The organism is Trinickia soli (assembly GCF_002879855.1).
In the GTDB taxonomy this organism is placed as follows: domain Bacteria; phylum Pseudomonadota; class Gammaproteobacteria; order Burkholderiales; family Burkholderiaceae; genus Trinickia; species Trinickia soli.
The window spans coordinates 50,208-66,946 of record NZ_PNYB01000006.1 but is presented as its reverse complement, the minus strand read 5'-3'; the positions used below and the strand labels follow the sequence as shown (position 1 = coordinate 66,946).

The window sequence follows — 16,739 nt, the reverse complement described above, 5'->3', positions numbered from 1 at the left end:
AGAGCGCATTTTACTTGAAGCGGCCCGAGCTGGAGGGCGAGCCTTCGGGGGCGGCCTCGACGGCCGGCTGGGCGAGCATGGTACGCAGGAGCGGCAGCGTGATCGCGCGCTTCTGTTCGAGCGAGAAGCGGTCGAGCGCATCGAGCAGCGCCATCAGGCTCGGCATGTCACGCCTGAAGTGCGTGAGCAGGTAGGCGGGTACGTCGTCGGCCAGCGCGATCCCGCGCTCCCTGGCCGCGTGCTTGAGCACCGCACCCTTGCGCTCGTCGGGCAGCGGAGCGAGGTGGAACACGAGGCCCCAGCCCAGGCGCGTGCGCAGGTCTTCCCGCACGGCCAACGCGATCGGCGCCGCGTTACCCGTGGCGACGAGCGCGCTCGTGGGATGCGCGCGCACCTCGTTGAACAGGTTGAACAGCGCGATCTGCTGCGCGCCCGAGAGCTTGTCGCAATCGTCGACGGCAAAGATCGCGACGCTCGGATCGAAGGCGAACGCCGCCAGCGCGCTTTGCGGCCCGAGAAACGAGACGCGTCCGGGGGCTGCGCTATGAACGAGCGCCGACAGCAAATGGCTGCGGCCGCTGCCCGGGTCGCCCCAGACATAGAACGTGCGATCGGCGAGCGGGCCCGCGGCGAGCGCGCTGTCGAGTTCAGCGAGCCGCGCGACGAGTTCGGCGTTCGCGCCGGCGAAAAAGTTGTCGAACGTCGACGGTGGCGGCGTGCCGAGGTCGAGCGTCAATTGGCGATGCACAGTCACGATAAAAAACGCAAATCGATCGGTTCTTTCCGAATCAGGATCAGTTCTTGTAAAGCGCGCTCGCGAGATAGCCGCGGCGCATTTCACGTAGCGCGGTGGAAAGAATCGCGCTCACAGGCAGCGCGAGCAGCACGCCGAAGAAGCCGAACAGTTGGCCGAACGCAAGCAAGGCGAAGATCACGGCGAGCGGGTGGAGCCCGATGCGTTCGCCGACGAGGCGCGGCGTCAGGAACATGCTTTCGAGAATCTGGCCGATGCCGTAGATGATGGCGATGGCCACGAAGCCGTAGAGGCTGCCGAATTGCAGCAACGCCGCGAGCAGCGCCAGTGCGAGGCCGGTCGCGAACCCGATATACGGAATGAAGACGGCGAGCCCCGTGAAGATGCCGATCGGCAATGCGATCTCGAACCCCGCGATCGTCAGCGCCAAGCCGTAAAACACGGCGAGCACGGCCATGACGAGCAATTGGCCGCGCAAATACTGCGAAAGCGTGCGATCCATTTCGACGGCGAGCTCCAGCGTCTTGGGCAGCCAGCGCCGCGGCACGACCGCGGCCAGCCGCGCGAGCATCGTGTTCCAGTCGTAGAGCAGGTAGTAGAGCACGAGCGGCACCATCACGACATCGCCGATCACGGTGATCATGACGTTGCTGCTCGTGCGCAGCGATTTCCAAGCCGCGAGCGCGACCGTTTGCGCGCTGCCCTCGAGCTGGGTCGTCAGCATGTCACGCAGGCTCGAGAAGTCGAAGACGTCGGCGAAGCCGAAGATCGCGAGCTTCGGCTGGGCCCAGTCGTGCAGATGCGAGATCAGCAACGGCACCTGCGCTTTCAACTGCGGCCCTTCCTTTTGCACGACCGCGAAGACGAGCAGTGCGAGCAGCGAGACCAGGATCGCGAACACGAGCATCATCAACAGCGCTGCAATGCCTCGGGGCACGCGGCGGCGGACGAGCCAGGCCACGCCCGGCTGCAGGATGTAGGCGAGGATTGCGCCGAGCAGAAACGGCGTGAGCACGGGGCTGAGCAGCCACAGCAGGATGCCGAGACTGAGTGCGACGGCACCCCAGAAGAGGGCTTGGCGCTGATAGGGCGTAAGAAGCGAAGAGCTCTGCGACAAGGGCGGGTACCTGGGTCTGTTGACTCGTGTTGTCAGGAGGGCGGACAGGGCGCTGGCCGCCCGGCTGCCGGGCGTCGGGCGTCGAAGCCGGGAAGGGCGCGAGGCGCCGACTCTCGATCGACAATCGACATCGGTTAAAATCGCATTTTACCGACCTTCTCGCCCTTCCCCATGAATCAACCGAAATCCGCTCCGGATGCCAAGGCTGGCGCCCAGGGTTTGTCGTACCGTGACGCGGGCGTCGACATCGACGCCGGCGATGCGCTCGTCGACGCCATCAAGCCGTTCGCGAAAAAGACGCTGCGTGACGGCGTGCTCGGCGGCATCGGCGGGTTCGGCGCGCTGTTCGAGGTGCCGAAGAAGTACAAGGAGCCCGTCCTGGTCTCCGGCACCGACGGCGTCGGCACGAAGCTCAAGCTCGCATTCCATCTGAATAAACACGACACGGTCGGCCAGGATCTCGTCGCCATGAGCGTCAACGATATCCTCGTCCAAGGCGCCGAGCCGTTGTTCTTCCTCGATTATTTCGCCTGCGGCAAGCTCGATGTAGCGACGGCCGCCACGGTCGTGAAGGGCATCGCGCAAGGTTGCGAGCTGGCCGGCTGTGCGCTGATCGGCGGCGAAACGGCCGAGATGCCGGGTATGTATCCCGACGGCGAATACGATCTGGCGGGCTTCGCCGTCGGCGCGGTCGAAAAGAGCAAGATCATCGACGGCAGCACGATCGCCGCTGGCGACGTCGTGCTCGGCCTCGCATCGAGCGGGATCCACTCGAACGGCTTTTCGCTCGTGCGCAAGATCATCGAACGCGCGAATCCCGATCTGTCCGCCGATTTCCACGGGCGCTCGCTGGCCGATGCGCTGATGGCGCCCACGCGGATCTATGTGAAGCCGCTGCTTGCGCTGATGCAGAAGATCACCGTGAAAGGCATGGCGCACATCACGGGCGGCGGGCTCGTCGAGAACATCCCGCGCGTGCTGCGCGAGGGCTTTACCGCCGAATTGCAGCAATCGGCTTGGCCGCTGCCGCCGCTGTTCGCCTGGCTGCAGCAGCATGGCGGTGTGGCGGATGCGGAAATGCATCGCGTCTTCAACTGCGGGATCGGGATGGCCGTGGTCGTCGCGTCGGCAGATGCCGATGAGGCGCTGCGCGAATTGACGGCCGCCGGCGAGCAGGTCTGGAAGATCGGCGTCGTGCGCGCCAGCCGCGAGGGCGAGGCGCAGACCGTCGTCGTGTAGGCGGGGACGGCCTGACGGCCGTTCGCGCATCGACCGCGGATCGATCCGCACATCAATCCGCATGTCACTCGCGCGCGATGGCCAGGCGCGCTTGGCCGATAGCGATGGGCACGCCGCGGAGCAGCCGGCAAAGCGTCGGCGTGTCGTTCTATGCCGAAGCGCCCCCGCTTTCGCCGACAATCGATTCAATCGCCCGGACCGCCTCCTCGGTCGCGCCCGGGGCGCAGCAATCAATCACGATCCGCTCGGGCATCGAACGTAGCCAGGTCAGTTGCCGCTTGCAGAGCTGACGCGTGGCGAAGATGCCCTTATCGCGCATCGTGGCGTAATCGATCGAACCGTCCAGATATTCCCAGGCCTGTCGATAGCCGACGCAGCGCATCGACGGCAAACCGGGATTCAGATCGCCGCGCGCGCGCAGATGCCGCACTTCGTCGATGAAGCCGGCCGCGAGCATCGCGTCGAAGCGCTCGGCGATTCGCGCGTGCAGTACGGCCCGGTCGCTCGGTTCCAGCGCAATCGGCACGAAGCGGTACGGCGTGTCGTCGTCGCGCTCGGCTTGCGCCAGCAGCGTCGACATCGGCGTGCCCGTCAGCGTGATGACTTCGAGCGCCCGTTGGATGCGCTGCGCGTCGTTCGGCGCCAGGCGCGCCGCCGTGGCCGGATCGACGCTCGCCAAGCGTGCATGCAGCGCAGGCCACCCATCGCGCGCCGCCTCCGCTTCGAGCGAGGCACGCACGTGCGGATCGGCCGATGGCAAATCGTTCAGTCCTTGCGTCAGCGCCTTGTAGTACAGCATCGTCCCGCCCACCAGCAGCGGAACGTGGCCGCGCGCGAGGATTTCTTCTATGACTCTCAAAGCATCGGCGCGGAAATCGGCCGCCGAATAGGCCTCGGTAGGATCTCGAATATCGATCAGATGATGCGGCGCGAGCGCGCGCTCGTCGAGGGTGGGTTTGGCGGTGCCGATATCCATGCCGCGATAGACGAGCGCCGAGTCGACGCTGACGATCTCCGACGGGTGTCGCGCTGCAAACGCGAGTGCGGCAGCCGTTTTGCCGGATGCCGTCGGGCCCAGCAGGCAGGCGATGGCGGTGCGGTGCAACGCGTTCACGCGGTTATTGTCCGCGCAGGAACAGCCGGTCCAGATCGGCCAGCGTCAACTGATACCAGGTGGGCCGGCCATGATTGCACTGGTCGGCGCGCTCGGTCGCTTCCATCTGGCGCAGCAGTGCGTTCATCTCGTCGAGCGTCAAGCGCCGGTTCGCGCGCACAGCGTGGTGGCAGGCGAGCGTGCCGAGCAACTCGTGCTGGCGTTCGGTCAACACACGCGAGCCGCCGTAGGCGTGCAGATCGGCCAGCACGGCCCGCGCGAGCGCGGGCAGGTCGGCGTCCTTGAGAAGCGCCGGTACGGCGCGGATCGCGAGCGTGGTCGGTGAAAGCGGGGCGAGATCGAAGCCGAGCGCATCGAGGGCGTCGCGCTCTTCCTCGACGGTGCCGATCTCGACGGCGTCGGCCGTCATCGAGATGGGAAGCAGGAGCGGCTGCACGGCCACCGTTCGCTCGGCCAGCGCGCGTTTGAACTGCTCGTAGAGGATGCGCTCGTGCGCGGCATGCATATCGACGATGACGAGTCCGCGCGCGTTCTGCGCCATGACGTAGACGCCATGGATCTGCCCGATGGCAAAGCCGAGCGGGTGATCGAGGTCGGCCGGCACGGCGGCGGGCGGCAGGCCGAACATGGGCGCGGCTGCGCGCTCGCGCGCTTCCAGGTCGGGACCGGATGCGGTGGCCAGCCACGGCGCATCGTTGGGCTGGTCGCCGTTCCGATCGGCCGCACCGCCCTGCGCACCGGCCGCGTCTTTGCGTCCGAACAACGCGTCGTAAAGCGCGAGTGGTTGCGCAACGGGCAGCGTTCCCTGCGTCATGCGCGAATCGCGCATCCAGGTAGAGCCGCTGCGACCTGCGGCCGAAATCGACAGGCCGCCAAGCGCGGAACCGGCAGCGCCCGGCGTACCGGCTGCGCCCGCAGCGGCTTGCGCCGGAGCGACGCCGGGGTGCGCTTCGATCTGCGCGGCGTGGCCCAGCGCCGTGGTCTCGGGGGAAGCGCCCGCATGCCGGGCGAGGGCGCGCTGCAAGGCGTGAAACACGAACTGGTGGACCGCGCGCGAATCGCGGAAGCGCACTTCGATCTTCGACGGATGCACGTTGACGTCGACCGCTTCAGGCGGCAGATCGAGAAACAACACGTACGACGGATAGCGATCGCCGTGCAGGACATCCTCATAGGCCGAGCGCACGGCATGCGTGAGCAATTTGTCGCGCACGAACCGGCCGTTGACAAAGAAATATTGTTGGTCGGCCCGCCCCCGGCTCGCGGTCGGCAGCCCGGCGCAGCCGTAGAGGGCGATGTCCCCGGCGACTTCTTCGAGCGGCAGGTGCGCGTTCGCAAAGGCTTCGCCGAGAATCCTGGCCACCCGCGCGGGGGGCTCGCTTGCATTCCAATGCTCGAGCGCGCGGCCGTTATGCATGACGGAGATCGCAACGTCGGGCCGCGCGAGCGCCGCGCGCCGGATCATCTCGATGCAGTGGCCAAGCTCCGTTTGTTCGCTTTTAAGGAACTTCCGGCGCGCCGGCGTGTTGAAGTAAAGCTCGCGCACTTCGATCGTCGTGCCGATGCCGCCCGCCGCGGGCGTCAATGCGCCCGTTTGCGCATCGATGCGCATGGCATGCGCGGCGTCGGGCGTGCGGCTCGTAATGAACATTTCGGCCACGGATGCGATCGAAGCGAGTGCTTCGCCACGAAATCCGAGCGTGGCGACGGCTTCGAGTTCGGCGAGCGAGCGGATTTTGCTCGTCGCATGGCGCATCAGCGCCAGCGGCAGCTCGCCGGAAGGAATGCCGCAGCCGTCGTCGGCGATCGAAATGCGTTTGACGCCGCCCGCATCGAGTAGGATGCGCAGCGTTTTTGCGCCAGCGTCCAGTGCGTTTTCGAGTAGTTCCTTGACGACCGAGGCCGGGCGCTCGACGACTTCACCGGCAGCGATCTGGCTGATCAGCTGATCGGGCAGTGGGGCGATCGCACGGCGCGCGCCGGGGCCAGCCGGCATGGTGCGTACGGGATCGGCCGGCGATTCGGAGAATTCGGACATGCCGCGATTATAGCGATTCGCGGCATGGCCCAGCGCCGCGACCCGCGTTCCCTATGGCCCGTTTCGAGATTGGTCGTGCGGTTTCGGTATCATGGCGCGATTGTGTCGGGCACGCGGGCACGGGGCAGGCCCGACTACGCACGATCGCGAAACGGTTCTCTTTTTTTGGAAGGAATGCCTTTGGACACGCTGCTTCATTTCGTCGCCCTGATTCTGCACATCGACAAGTTCCTCGGCGATTTCGTCCACCAATACGGCGCGTGGGTCTATGCCGTGCTGTTTGCGATCGTCTTTTGCGAGACAGGGCTCGTCATCCTGCCGTTCCTGCCGGGCGATTCGCTGCTGTTCATCGGCGGCGCGTTTTGTGCGTCCGGCCAGATGGATCTGGCGTCGCTGATTCTGTTGCTGCTTGTCGCGTCCATCGGCGGCAATACCGTCAACTATGTGATCGGCCGCGCGATCGGGCCGAAGGTGTTCAACACGCGTGTGCCGGTGCTGGAACGTTTCCTCGATCGGGCAGCGCTGCAAAGGACGCACAATTTTTATGAGCGGCACGGCGGCAAGACGATCGTCCTCGCCCGCTTCATTCCCGTCGTGCGCACGTTTGCGCCTTTCGTAGCGGGCGTCTCCGAGATGCGCATGGGCCGCTTCCAATTCTTCAATGTGACCGGCGCCGCAATGTGGGTGTTGCTGCTCGTGTTGGCCGGCTATTTCTTCGGCAATATTCCTTTCATCCGGCAATACCTGAACCTGATCGTGCTGGTGGGCGTGGGCGCCGCGGTCGTGCCGGTCGCGCTGGCCGCGCTTTGGAAGCTGATGCGCAAGAAATCGGCTGGGGACGTGGCGCGCAACGGGACCCGCTGAAGCCCGGTCGCGCCGGCGAACAGAGGTGCAACGAACGAAGAGGGGCGCAAGGTGAACGGTCCGACCGCCGATGTTCGCTTGATTTCGGCCAAGCTCGAAACGCTGCGGCCCACGCAGATCACGGTGGGCTACCACGAGGTGCGCGCCAAGCGTGCCCATTGGAAGTCGCTCGACAAGAAGGCGCGTGCGCAGGCGATTGCGACGCACTGGTTTGCGGCCGTGCTCGGCCCGGGGCACCAGCATTTCGTCGTCGATCACCACCATCTCGGGCTCGCGCTCATCGAAGAAGGCTTGAGCGATGTGAAGGTCATGTTGCTGCGCGATCACGATCCCTACCGCAGCCTCGCCGGCGAACTGCGCCGCCTCGGCGGCTATGCGAAGGACATGACGCCGTTCAGCGAATTTTTGTGGGCCGACTACTTGCGCCTGAAGCTCCCCGAAAAGCGCGTTCGCAAGGATTTCGACAAGGCGCTCAAAGAGGCGCTCGCTTGCGCGCACGATCCCGAGGCGCGTTATCTCCCGGGCTGGTCCGGCAAGCTGCCGGTTTCCTGATCGGCACCGCCCGTATGACGATCGATACCGGGCACGCCGCCGCTGCCCATCTCCAAGAGCCCAGCCATTACGCTCAGCCGAGTGCGCCCCGGCCGCCCGCTTGGCGCGCGACCAAGGACGCGCTCGCGGGCGTGTCGATTGCCGGGCTGCTGCTGCCGGAAGCCGTCGCCTATGCAGGCATCGCCAATCTGCCCCCGCAAGCGGGCCTCGTCGCCCTGATCGCAGGCCTTGCCGTTTACGCGTTGTTGGGCAGCAGCCGCTTTGCAATCGTTTCGGCGACCTCCTCGTCGGCCGCAGTGCTGGCCGCGACCGTCAGCGCGCAAACGGGCGGCGGCGGGGCGCAGCTCGCGTACGCAGCGGCGCTCGTGGCCGCAACGGGCATCCTCTTCGCGCTCGCCGGGTTTGCGCGGCTCGGCGGCATGTCGGACTTCATCGCGAAACCCGTCCTGCGCGGCTTCGCATTCGGTCTTGCATTGACGATCGCAGTCAAGCAATTGCCGAACATCCTCGGCGTGACGCCGCACTATGCCGACGCGCCGCGGGTGGCGTTCGATCTTGCGCGGCAGCTGCCCCGATGGAACAGCCATAGCGTCATGCTTGGCGGTGCGGCGCTCGCGATCTTGTTCGCGCTCGGCAGACGCGCGCGCATTCCCGCGACGCTCGTCGTCATCGTCCTCGGCATCGGCGCCGGCTACTTTATCGATTGGCACCGATGGGGCATTGCCGTGGTCGGTGCGATCGATGTGCGCGACGTGCGCTTCGGACTGCCCGCGATCGCGCGTGCGCAGTGGCTGCAGACGACCGAACTCGCATTCGCGCTCATGCTTATTCTGTATGCCGAGTCGTATGGCTCGATCCGCAGCTTCGCGCTCAAACATGGCGATTCGGTTTTGGCCAATCGCGATCTCGTCGCGCTCGGCGGCGCGAACATCGTCTCGGCACTGCTGCAGGGCATGCCCGTTGGCGCCGGCTATTCGGCCACGTCAGCCAACGAAGCGGCCGGCGCGCAAACGCGTCGGGCCGGGCTTATCGCCGCAGCCGTCGTCGCGCTGATCGTTGTGTTCCTGCGGCCGCAGCTTGCGCGCATTCCGGAGCCGGTGTTGGCGGCCATCGTCATTTATGCGGTCAGTCATTCGCTGCACCCGGACGTATTTCGGCCGTACTGGGCATGGCGGCGCGATCGACTCCTGACCGTCGCCTCGCTGTCGGGTGTCTTGCTGCTCGGTGTGTTGCATGGTCTGCTTGTCGCGATCGGCGTGAGTTTGCTCGTCACACTGCGCAATTTTTCCGAGCCGATGGTCAGCGTGTTGGGCCGCTTGCGCGACAGCCACGATTTTGTCGATCTCGCCGCGCATGCCGACGCTCGACCCGTAGACGACATCATGATCGTGCGGCCCGAAGCGCCGCTGTTTTTTGCCAACGCGGATCGCGTGCTGGGCGAGGTCCGCAAGCTCGCCGCCGCGCAAACGCGGCCGCCCACCACGATCATGCTGAGTCTCGAGGAGACGCCCGACGTCGACGGCACGGCCATCGAGGCGCTGCGTGTGTTCGCGGCCGAGTTGCGCGCGCACAACCAGCGGCTGTTACTCGCTCGTCTCAAGCCGCGCGCGCTCGACGTGCTCAAGCGGGCGACCGATGACACGCTGCCGCTCGATTCGCTGCGCGAGCTCAGCGTCGACGAATGCGTCCAATCGGTGCTCGCCGGCGCTCCTTCAGCGCAATAGGGCGGGGCCGCGCCGGTGCTCGCGAATGCGGTGATTTGCATGCATCGTTCGTCGTTCTGTCAGATGATGGCGCGGGCGAGGCAGGCTGTCTGCCACTCTCGAACAGGAGCGATTTCCAATGAAGATGAGCGGCATCCCATTTGGCGTGACCGACTGGTCGGGCGTCGAAGCGCAAGCGCATCCCGGGGATTCGGGCACGGCCCTTTGGCGCATGCGCGCGTTCGGCGACATTCGCGTCCGCCAGGTCGAATACACGCCTGGCTATGTGGCCGACCATTGGTGCGTAAAAGGACACATCCTTTACGTGCTTGCAGGCGAGCTGCACACCGAGCTCGAAGACGGTCGTCGATTCGTATTGAAGGCCGGTCAAAGCTATCAGGTTGCGGACGGAGCCGAACCGCACCGTTCGAGTACGCCGGTGGGCGCGACGTTGTTCATCGTCGATTGATCCAGGCCCTCGGCAAGGCAAAGGCGCAATGCGCGCCGGTTATGGGAGCCTCCCCCTACACGAACGAAACAGAGGAGACATGGCAAAGATGAAACTTCGATGGATTGCGCCGTTCGCGGAGAAGACCATCCTCAACCGCCGACGCGTTGATCGCCTGTGCGAGGCCGCGTTCGTGACGCATCAACCGCGGCCTGACTTTCCCGGCAAAGAGAACGATTGGCCGAAGGGCGGCAAGCCGGTTGACGCGAGGTACTGACGCGCCCGATGCCGCTGGAGCGGACTTGCAGCTCGCGGTTCGCCCTGCCTGCGGCTGTGCTTACGGCAACGAGATCGTGAGATTGGCCGATTCGGCTTCGGGCTTGACGAGCTGAGAGTACGGCGCCAGCGTACGCAGCGTCGAATCGCGCAAGTAGGTGTTCAGGCCGAGATACGCCCCGAGCCCTACCAGCGCGAAGACGGCGCCGATCGTCCACAGCGGCAGTTCGTGCTTGAGCCGGTGCGCGATCTGATCGGGCAACGGCCAGTGCGGCGCGAACGGGGCGCGCTTGCCTTTCATTTGCGCGATTTCGTCGCCAAGCCGTCCCGTCAGATAGGCAAGCTTTTCCGGCCCTTCCAGCAGGTATTTGCCCTGGAAACCGAGCAGCAGGCACATATGGAACACCTCGAGCGACTGCAATCGCGCAGCGCCTTGTGCGCGACAGTCCTCCAACAATTCGAAGAACTTCTCTCCCGCCAGTTGCTCGCCGAATAACACCAACTGCAGCGGCCGGCGCTCCCATTCGGCGCGGATCTTGAACGACGACGCGAGCACGGCTTCGTCGATGGCCGCGCAAAACGCGAACTTCGACGCGTAGACGTCGTCGGCCGGCACATTGAGCTTTTTCGCACCGCGTTCGAAATCGGCAAGGAACGCTTGCACGCGCGCGACAAACTCGCTCGCGCCGTCAGGCTCGCGGCCTTCCTTGAGCAGGAACAGCATGAAAAAGCCGTCATAGAGCAAATCGCGCAACGAGCGCGCCTGGAAACCTCCTTCGGTCGAAGCCGAAGACGGCGCGGACGGTGCGCTGGCGCTGAACAGCGAAGGCATTTGAGTCATGACGTGACCGCGATCAGTTCGAGTTTGAGTTCGTTGATGCCCGAGGGCGCGTAAATCATGGCCGACTGCGCCTGCAGCATCCGCTCAAAGAGGCTGCTGCGCGATTCGAACGCGAAATAGCAGGCGCCGGGACGCACCGGCACGGCCGGTGGCACTTGCGGCGTATAGACGAGCCGTACGCCGGGCATGGCCGAGAGCACGAGCTTGTCGACGTCGTCGGGCGCGCCGACCTTGAAGCGCGCCGGCACGGCTTCGACGAGTTCGACTGCCGGCATGTCGGCCGACACGGCCAGGAAGAAGGTGGTCTTTTCGTCGATCTTGCCCGAATCGAGCCGGCCCGCGTAAAACGACGGGCGCACTTCTTCGAGCGCGATCGCGAAGTAGCGCGTCGAGATGACCGTTTCGAGCAGATCGCGCACGATCGTGTCGAGTTGCGCAAACCCGGGACCGGGATCGTCATGGCGATAGGCGGGCAACTCGGCGAGCGTGTAGCGCTTCGAGAACGTCATCAATTGCCCGGCCAATCTCAGCAGTTCCTGGAAGAGCCGTTCGGGGTGCAACGTAGGCTGTTGCAGCAAATGGACGAGCGAGGCGACGGCGCCGTTGGCCGTATGCAGAAGCCAGAACGAGGCGATGTCGCCCGAGCGAAACTCGATGATGTTCTTCGTCGGCTCGCGATGAAAGCCGTAGAGCGCGCTGACCTTGGCCTGCAATGCGTCGATCAGTTGGCGCAACCGCTGGTGCAGAATGGGCGACGCCTCGACGGCAAGGCAGGGCGGCACGAACGTGTCGTCGAACTCGAACCCCGAGGTGGCCGTGCGCCGCAAACGCGCGAGCGGAATGGCCAATAGTTGGGCGCGCGGCTCGGTATGGCTGATCAGCTTCACGCGCGTTTTGAGAAACGTCAGGTTCGCGACGGCGGCGTCCGTGAACTGATCGGCGACATTTTGCTGCTTGGGCGCATAGCGCGAGACGAACGAGTCGGCTGCTTCGTCCGCATAATTGCCGCCGGTCTCGCGCAGCGGATGCAAGGCGAGATAGAACGTGAACTCGCCCACACCTTCGGGCAGCGTATCGAGCGCGACCGGTTGGGGCAGTTCGTCGGCGAGCGGCGCCGCGTAGAGCGTGCCGTCGGGAAAGACGAGCGAGAGCTCGCTCAGCCGAAGCAGATTGTTGCCGAGCGAATCGGCGTCGAAGCGCACGCTGCGCACGCCCCAGTTGAACGGCTGGACCGCCCGGATCGATTCGAATACGCGCGCCTCATGATAGGCGTCCTGTTGCTGGAAATGCTGGGGTCTTAAAAAGAGCCCCTCGCCCCAAAGCAATTTCGCCGAATAACTCATCTCAAATTCACTATCCCGGTTTCATTTATCGCGCGCCCGGCCGCCATGGCGTGGCGATTGGCCGGCGCGTCAAAGATCATTACCCATTCGCTAGCCGCAACTGACGGACGAAAGCATATTGAGCTGCTGCATCGGCAATCGCGGGTCGGGCGCAATGACGACGCCGCTCGTGACGGTCATCGCGCAGTTGTGAAGGCCGATCATTATGCCGGATTTCTCGGATTTAGCCGGATCGAAGGCGAATTTCCAACGTTGCAGCGCCGGGTCGCGAAACAACGCGACGACGCCGAACGCCTGCGCTTCGCGCGTGACCTTTTCGGTCAGCTGGTAATGCTGGCCAGGTATCAGCGTCACCTCGCGCACGTTCAGCAGATCGGCGCCAAGCGTGCTTTTTTCCTTGGCCGGATCGGTAAAGGTATCGAACGGCGCCTGTTGGAACGACGTGGGATCCTTGAGCGCGTAAAGCCGCACGACGAGCGCCAGCGGGTGGTTGTCGTCGGCCGCATTGAGATTGGACGCGGCGGCGAGCGTCAACGGGATGTCGCGCGGCGGTTTTTGCGAATCGGGCACGGGTGGCTTGCCGATGCCGGCGGCCTGCAGCGCCGTGGAGGCGGCGGCCCCCAGCACGGTAACGCCGGCCGCGCATCCGCCCAGAAGCAGGCATAGCGCAAACGGCCATACGAAGCGCGATATACGCGAATAACTCAATCTTGAAGCTCGACGACTCACACCGGCACCCCGTTCATGATGGCGCATTGCTAACGCTTAACAACGATTTATGACACTTCCTGGAGATCTTGACACCAGAAACGCTATACAGATTTGTCTAGTTCGAGGGATAGGAAATTTTTGCCGTATTTAATTCAACTGTCATTGATTCGGAAATTATTTCAGTATCGCCTGCCTGGGATATCAAAGATCTTCAAAGAAGGACGAATCTGATTCGTAGTCAACACTGTTGAATTATCGAAAATTGGCCGGTACTATACGCCGCACTTGCCGCAAAGCAAAGTTGCGGTTTCCCTCGGCGAATTAATAAACCGTTTCGCGGTTAGAAGAAAGAACGATGAAACAACGAATCTTCCAATTTTCCGCGGCAGCGCTCGTATGCGCCGCTATGGTCGGCTGCGCGACGCAAAATTCCAACCCGGCCTCGAGCCCCGAGGTCTTCAACAAAGCACTGGCTGATGCCGATGCTGTCGCGAAGGGGGGTGATCAAGCGCGTGCGCTCGCGCTATACGATCAGTTGACGAAGGCCGATCCGACTCGCGAGGAGCCTTGGTCCCGGATCGCGCAGATTCAATTCGCGCAATCGCACTACGGGCAGGCGATCGTCGCCGCGCAAGAGGCGCTTTCGCGCGATCAGACCGACCGCGAAGCAAAGAGCGTGCTGGCCGTCAGCGGCCTGCGCGTCGCAACGGAATCGCTGGGTCAACTGCGGCAGGATTCGGAGCTCGCGGGCGACGCGAAGGCCGACGCCCAGGTGCTCGCACATCAACTGCGCGATACGCTCGGTCAAAACGCGCTGTTTCCCGAAGACGAAGAAAAGAAGCCGGCCGCGAAAAAGCGCCGCGTCGTTCGTCATCCGGTCGCGTCCGCGCAAAGGCCCGCTGCGAAGCCGGCTGGCGGCGCGGCCGCTGCACCCGGCGCGCCGGTTCAAAAACCCGCGCCGGCTCAATCCGCCAAGAGCGGCGGCGCAGATCCTTTCAGTGCGCTTCGCTGATCGGCTCATTTGATTCAGTTTCCTTGGGGAGCCATCGATGGCGAAGAAAGAAAGCATTCAGAAGCGCCTGCAAAAGGTGAGGCCGCCGCGCGTTCAGCTGACCTACGAGGTCGAGCGCGGCGATGCGATCGAAGTCAAAGAGTTGCCGTTCGTGGTCGGTGTCATCGCCGATCTGGCCGGGCAGTCCGAGATCGAGCAGCCGAAGCTGCGTGATCGCAAGTTCGTCAGCGTCGACCGCGACAATTTCGACGACGTGATGAAAGGCGTCGAGCCGCGCGCGGCTTTCCAGGTGAAGAACGAGCTGACCGACGCGGGCGGCTCTTTCGGCGTCGATCTGCGCTTCCGTTCGATGGACGATTTCGGGCCCGACGCCGTCGTGCAGCAGATCGAACCGCTCCGGCGTTTGCTCGAAGCGCGTTCGAAGCTTGCCGATCTGCGCAACAAGCTGGCCGGCAACGACAAGCTCGAGAGCCTGCTCAGCGAAGTGCTCGCCAACACGCAGCAGCTGCAGGCGCTTGCGGGCGAGACGGGCGCGCGCGGCGATGGCGAAGACAAGCAAGGCGACTAACGTAAGCGGGGTGTGAGGATGAACCAGCAAACGGCCACGGCCCCCGTCGGCGCCGCGCAAGCGGCAGCCCCGACGCTGCTCGATGAAATCGTCGAAAAGAGCAAAGTCGCCAAATCGGATTCCGAGCATGCGCGTGCGAAGGATTTGATCGGTGAACTCGTCCATCAGGTCATGGACGGCACGGTCGTCGTCTCCGACAACCTGTCCGCGACGATCGACGCGCGCATTGCAGAGCTCGACCGGCTTTTGTCGGCACAACTGAGCGAAGTCATGCATGCGCCCGAATTTCAGCGCATGGAAAGCACCTGGAGCGGTCTGAACTACCTGGTCAAGGAGAGCAACACCGGTTCGTCTATCAAGATCCGCGTGCTCAATGCGGGCAAGCGCGAGCTGGTCCGCGACTTCAAGTCTGCCTCGGAGTTCGACCAAAGCGCGCTGTTCAAAAAAGTCTACGAAGAAGAATTCGGCACGTTCGGCGGTGCGCCGTTCGGCGCTTTGATCGGCGATTTCGAGCTGACGCGCCAGCCTGAGGACATGTATTTCATCGAGCAGATGTCGCATGTGGCCGCGGCGGCGCACGCGCCGTTCATTGCATCGACCTCGCCCGAGTTGCTCGGTCTCGAATCGTTCGCCGATCTGGGCAAACCTCGCGATCTCGCGAAAGTGTTCGACACGGTCGAATACGCCAAATGGAAGTCGTTCCGCGAATCGGAGGATTCGCGCTACGTCGGCTTGACGCTGCCCCGCTATCTGGGCCGCCTGCCGTTCAATCCGAAGGACGGTCTCGTCGCCGAGACGTTCAACTTCGTCGAAAACGTCGACGGCTCCGATCACAGCAAGTATCTGTGGTGCAACGCTGCGTGGGCGTTCGCTGCCCGGCTGACGGCGGCATTCGACGATTTTGGTTGGTGCGCGGCGATTCGCGGCGTGGAGGGCGGCGGGCTCGTCGAAGATCTGCCGACGCACACGTTCAAGACCGATGACGGCGAGATCGCCCTCAAGTGTCCGACCGAGATCGCGATTACCGATCGGCGCGAAAAGGAACTCAGCGATCTGGGCTTCATCCCGCTCGTGCATTGTAAAAATTCCGACTACGCGGCGTTCTTCGCGGCGCAGTCGGTGCAACGGCCGAAGAAGTACAACACCGACAGCGCGAATGCCAATGCCGTGTTGTCGGCGCAGCTGCAGTACATCTTCTCCGTATCGCGCATCGCCCATTATCTGAAAGCGATGATGCGCGACAAGATCGGCAGCTTTGCTTCGGCGCAAAACGTCGAGCAGTTCCTGAACCGTTGGGTGATGCAGTACGTGCTGCTCGACGATAACGCTACGCAGGAGCAGAAGGCGCAGTTCCCGCTGCGCGAAGCATCGATTCAGGTATCCGAGATCCCCGGCAAGCCCGGCTCGTACCGGTCGGTCGCGTTCCTGCGTCCGCATTTCCAGCTCGACGAGCTGTCGATCTCTCTGCGTCTGGTTGCCGATTTACCGAAAGCCGCCGGCGCATAACAAGCTGTCATTCCGAGCGCGGCACGGGCGTCAGCTCCGCGCCGCTTATAACCGCTACCTGGGAGTCGTGAAGTCATGAAAGACATCTATTTGAAGTTTGGCAACCCCGCCATCAAGGGCGAGTCCGCCGATAAGGATCACAAGGATTGGATCGAGATCAATTCCTGGAATCACACGATCACGCAGCCGCGCTCGGCTATGTCCGGCACGGCCGGCGGTGCAACGACCGAGCGCTGCGAGCACGCCGACATGGCTTTCTCGAAGGATCTCGACGTCGTCAGCCCGCTGCTTTACCAGCACGCGTCGGGCGGCACGACGTTCGATGAAGTGACGGTCGATTTCATGCGATCGGACGGTGAGGGCAACCGCGTCAAGTACCTCGAGATCAAGATGAAGTACGTCATCATCTCGTCGGTCAATCCGAGCGTCGTCGGCGAAGGGCTGCCCACGGAGCAGTTTTCGCTGAAGTATGCCGCTGTGCAATGGAAGTATACGCAGCAGCAAGTCGGCGGCGGTGCCGGCGGCAATGCACAAGGCGCCTGGAGCCTGACGAAGAACGACAAGACCTACGCCGTCTGACCTTTTCGCCTATGCGCCGCTCGCTTCGGTCATGAAGCGGGCGGCGCGTTCGTTCTCCGTTCCGCACCATTTGC

At 63.9% G+C, this 16,739-nt stretch carries 17 protein-coding genes; 10 read left to right on the top strand and 7 right to left on the bottom strand.

The features are described from left to right. Positions 1-10: 10 nt before the first annotated feature. Both hda and C0Z19_RS08745 read right to left on the bottom strand, forming a co-directional pair. Positions 11-754 carry a DnaA regulatory inactivator Hda gene (gene hda / locus C0Z19_RS08750; protein ID WP_175083928.1) on the bottom strand — a complete coding sequence of 248 codons (744 nt, stop codon included), beginning with the start codon at positions 752-754 and terminating at the stop codon, positions 11-13. Positions 755-794: 40 nt separating this feature from the next. Further along, positions 795-1,871 carry an AI-2E family transporter gene (locus C0Z19_RS08745; protein ID WP_102609423.1) on the bottom strand — a complete coding sequence of 359 codons (1,077 nt, stop codon included), beginning with the start codon at positions 1,869-1,871 and terminating at the stop codon, positions 795-797. Positions 1,872-2,042: 171 nt separating this feature from the next. On the opposite strand from C0Z19_RS08745, the gene purM reads away from it, so the two are divergent. Continuing rightward, the gene (gene purM / locus C0Z19_RS08740) at positions 2,043-3,110 is read left to right on the top strand and encodes a phosphoribosylformylglycinamidine cyclo-ligase (protein WP_102609422.1); all 1,068 of its coding nucleotides are present in this window, start codon (positions 2,043-2,045) and stop codon (positions 3,108-3,110) included. A 148-nt stretch (positions 3,111-3,258) separates the two neighbouring features. On the opposite strand, the gene miaA is transcribed toward purM, so the two are convergent. Continuing rightward, complete coding sequence (gene miaA, locus C0Z19_RS08735) at positions 3,259-4,224, bottom strand: tRNA (adenosine(37)-N6)-dimethylallyltransferase MiaA (RefSeq protein ID WP_102609421.1); 966 nt, start codon at positions 4,222-4,224, stop codon at positions 3,259-3,261. Between the two features lie 4 nt (positions 4,225-4,228). After that, positions 4,229-6,262, bottom strand: coding sequence for a DNA mismatch repair endonuclease MutL (gene mutL, locus C0Z19_RS08730; RefSeq protein ID WP_102609420.1), 2,034 nt, complete (start codon positions 6,260-6,262; stop codon positions 4,229-4,231). Between the two features lie 180 nt (positions 6,263-6,442). Between mutL and C0Z19_RS08725 the strand changes: the two genes are divergently transcribed. The 5 genes from C0Z19_RS08725 to C0Z19_RS28635 all read left to right on the top strand — a co-directional run bounded on the left by C0Z19_RS08725 (position 6,443) and on the right by C0Z19_RS28635 (position 10,106). Further along, the gene (locus tag C0Z19_RS08725; RefSeq protein WP_102609598.1) at positions 6,443-7,126 is read left to right on the top strand and encodes a VTT domain-containing protein; all 684 of its coding nucleotides are present in this window, start codon (positions 6,443-6,445) and stop codon (positions 7,124-7,126) included. A 51-nt stretch (positions 7,127-7,177) separates the two neighbouring features. After that, positions 7,178-7,678 (top strand): ParB-like protein, encoded by a 501-nt coding sequence (locus C0Z19_RS08720; protein WP_102609419.1) that lies wholly within the window; start codon positions 7,178-7,180, stop codon positions 7,676-7,678. Positions 7,679-7,692: 14 nt separating this feature from the next. Next, positions 7,693-9,402, top strand: a complete 1,710-nt coding sequence (locus C0Z19_RS08715) for a SulP family inorganic anion transporter (RefSeq protein WP_102609418.1) — start codon at positions 7,693-7,695, stop codon at positions 9,400-9,402. 118 nt (positions 9,403-9,520) lie between these two features. Beyond that, complete coding sequence (locus tag C0Z19_RS08710) at positions 9,521-9,850, top strand: DHCW motif cupin fold protein (protein ID WP_102609417.1); 330 nt, start codon at positions 9,521-9,523, stop codon at positions 9,848-9,850. A gap of 88 nt (positions 9,851-9,938) precedes the next feature. Further along, positions 9,939-10,106, top strand: coding sequence for a hypothetical protein (locus C0Z19_RS28635; protein WP_233196065.1), 168 nt, complete (start codon positions 9,939-9,941; stop codon positions 10,104-10,106). Between the two features lie 60 nt (positions 10,107-10,166). Here C0Z19_RS28635 and icmH read toward each other — a convergent pair whose 3' ends face one another. From icmH to tssJ, 3 genes are all read right to left on the bottom strand, one after another. After that, a complete protein-coding gene (gene icmH / locus C0Z19_RS08700; RefSeq protein ID WP_102609416.1) occupies positions 10,167-10,946 on the bottom strand; it encodes a type IVB secretion system protein IcmH/DotU in 780 nt (259 codons plus the stop codon). After that, positions 10,943-12,289 carry a type VI secretion system baseplate subunit TssK gene (tssK, locus tag C0Z19_RS08695; RefSeq protein WP_102609415.1) on the bottom strand — a complete coding sequence of 449 codons (1,347 nt, stop codon included), beginning with the start codon at positions 12,287-12,289 and terminating at the stop codon, positions 10,943-10,945. The genes icmH and tssK overlap by 4 nt, the downstream gene beginning before the upstream one ends. A 90-nt stretch (positions 12,290-12,379) precedes the next feature. Continuing rightward, a complete protein-coding gene (gene tssJ, locus C0Z19_RS08690; RefSeq protein WP_233196072.1) occupies positions 12,380-12,982 on the bottom strand; it encodes a type VI secretion system lipoprotein TssJ in 603 nt (200 codons plus the stop codon). A gap of 373 nt (positions 12,983-13,355) precedes the next feature. Here tssJ and C0Z19_RS08685 point away from each other — a divergent pair, with 373 nt between their 5' ends. From C0Z19_RS08685 to C0Z19_RS08670, 4 genes are all read left to right on the top strand, one after another. After that, on the top strand, positions 13,356-14,012 hold the full coding sequence (locus tag C0Z19_RS08685; protein ID WP_102609413.1) for a tetratricopeptide repeat protein: 657 nt from the start codon (positions 13,356-13,358) through the stop codon (positions 14,010-14,012). Between the two features lie 37 nt (positions 14,013-14,049). Next, a complete protein-coding gene (gene tssB / locus C0Z19_RS08680; protein WP_102609412.1) occupies positions 14,050-14,580 on the top strand; it encodes a type VI secretion system contractile sheath small subunit in 531 nt (176 codons plus the stop codon). An 18-nt stretch (positions 14,581-14,598) separates the two neighbouring features. Next, positions 14,599-16,086 carry a type VI secretion system contractile sheath large subunit gene (tssC, locus tag C0Z19_RS08675; protein ID WP_102609411.1) on the top strand — a complete coding sequence of 496 codons (1,488 nt, stop codon included), beginning with the start codon at positions 14,599-14,601 and terminating at the stop codon, positions 16,084-16,086. 75 nt (positions 16,087-16,161) lie between these two features. Beyond that, positions 16,162-16,665 (top strand): Hcp family type VI secretion system effector, encoded by a 504-nt coding sequence (locus tag C0Z19_RS08670; protein ID WP_102609410.1) that lies wholly within the window; start codon positions 16,162-16,164, stop codon positions 16,663-16,665. Positions 16,666-16,739 lie beyond the last annotated feature (74 nt).